The organism is Mycobacterium sp., assembly GCF_049278535.1.
GTDB lineage: Bacteria > Actinomycetota > Actinomycetes > Mycobacteriales > Mycobacteriaceae > Mycobacterium.
The window spans coordinates 1-1,755 of record NZ_JBAPMI010000363.1 but is presented as its reverse complement, the minus strand read 5'-3'; the positions used below and the strand labels follow the sequence as shown (position 1 = coordinate 1,755).

1 protein-coding gene is annotated in these 1,755 nt (G+C 66.8%); it reads left to right on the top strand.

Annotation, left to right across the window (positions count from 1 at the left end):
• Positions 1–2: 2 nt before the first annotated feature.
• Positions 3–1,755: ATP-binding protein (locus WAO18_RS23565; RefSeq protein WP_422208645.1), on the top strand; the 1,753-nt coding region annotated here is incomplete at its 3' end.

Genomic DNA, 1,755 nt, shown 5'->3' with positions numbered 1-1,755 from the left:
AACTGATCGGCGCACTGGTGACCGCGGTGGGCCAGGGCCACGGGGGCGTGCTGGTCATAGAAGGGCCGCCCGGTATCGGGAAGAGCCGGTTGCTCACCGAGGTGTTGGCGCTGGCCGACAAATCCGGAGTGCGCACCTTGTTCGGGGAGGCGTTCGAGTATCAGCAGACGGTGCCGTTTTTCTCACTGTTCATGGCCACTTTGAACGCCGATCCCCCGGTTGGCAACGCCGAGGCGTTGCGCCAACTAGGTGGTTCGGCGGATCTGCGCTACTGGGTGGTGCACGATTTGGCCGACGCGATTCATGCCGCGGCCGCACAGACCCCGCTGGTGATTGTGTTGGAGGATATTCACTGGGCCGATAACGGCACGCTGTTGGCGTTGCGGTCGCTGGCCACCGCGCGCCCAGATGTGGCGGTGTTGTGGGTATTAACTGCCCGTACCGGGGCCGGCGGCCCGGCGGTGCAAGAGACGTTGTCGGTGCTGCAACGCGCGAATGCCACATTCGTGCGACTGGCGGCCATGACACCGGATGCGGTCACCGACATGGTCCAAGACGCCGTACGGGCGAAAGCCGACGTGTCGCTGCTCAGTCTGGCCGCCAAGGCGCACGGCAATCCGTTTCTGGTCAGCGAGCTCGTCGGGGGGTTGGGCGAGGAAGGTCGACTGAACGTCAGCGGCGGGCGGGCGGTGGCCACCGGACATGCGTTGCCGCGGCGTCTGGGCGTCGGTATGCAGCAGCGGCTCGACCTGCTCTCGGATACTGCTTCGGAGGTGGTGCGGGTGGCCGCAGTACTGCCGGACCGGTTTTCGGCCGAGCTGTTGGCCGCGATGCTGGAGCGCCGGCCAGTCTCGTTGCTGTCGGCGCTCGAGGAGGCGGTGCGCGTGCAACTGCTCGTTGACGACGGTGAGCGGCTGAGGTTTCGGCACGACTTGCTGCGCGAGGCCACCCGACAGTCGCTGCCGCAGTCCCTGCGGCGGGCGATGGAGCGCCAATCGGCGTCGGTCATGCTGAGTTTGGGCGCGGCCCCGGCCGAGGTGGCCACCCAGTTGGCGCGCAGCGCCGAGCCCGGAGACCAGGAGGCGATCGATGCGCTGCGCCAAGCCGCCCAGTCGGTTGCCCGCAGCGATGCAAGCGCGGCTGCGAACTTGAGCAAGCGCGCGCTCGAACTGCTTCCCGCCCGAGATCCTCAGCGCGGCCCATTTGCTGCCCAAACGGTTGATCTGCTCAACCGCGCTGCGCGTTACGAAGAGGGCAAGGAATTGGCCGCGGCGACCCTGGCGGCCGCAGTGTCGCCGGAAGAAGAAGCCGAGATCCGCCTTCGACTGATAGCGGTGACTAACGAAACACCGCAACAGCGAGTCGAGGAGCATCGCCGCGCGCTCGAATCGTCGCTCGTAACTGACCTCACCCGTGCTCGACACCTCGCGTGGCTGACTTACACTCTCTTCACTAGCGGGCAAGACCGGGATCGGGAAACGCTCGCCAAAGCGGCGGCGGCGGCAGCGGCCACAGACGATCTCGAGTGCCAGATCCTGACAGAGACCACCTTGGCATTCGCCGAGGGAGAAGAGGGCTACCCCGCGCGTGCCATTGCGCGCCTCGACGATCTAGAGCATGCGATGAGCTGCGGCATCGAGACCCCTGCCCACATGGTCGCCGCCCTTCAGCGCATCAGTCTATTCGCGGCGACCGGTCGGCTCGACGAGGCCGCTGCCGAGCTGGCTCGCCACACCGCGAGAGCCAGCGGCGAAC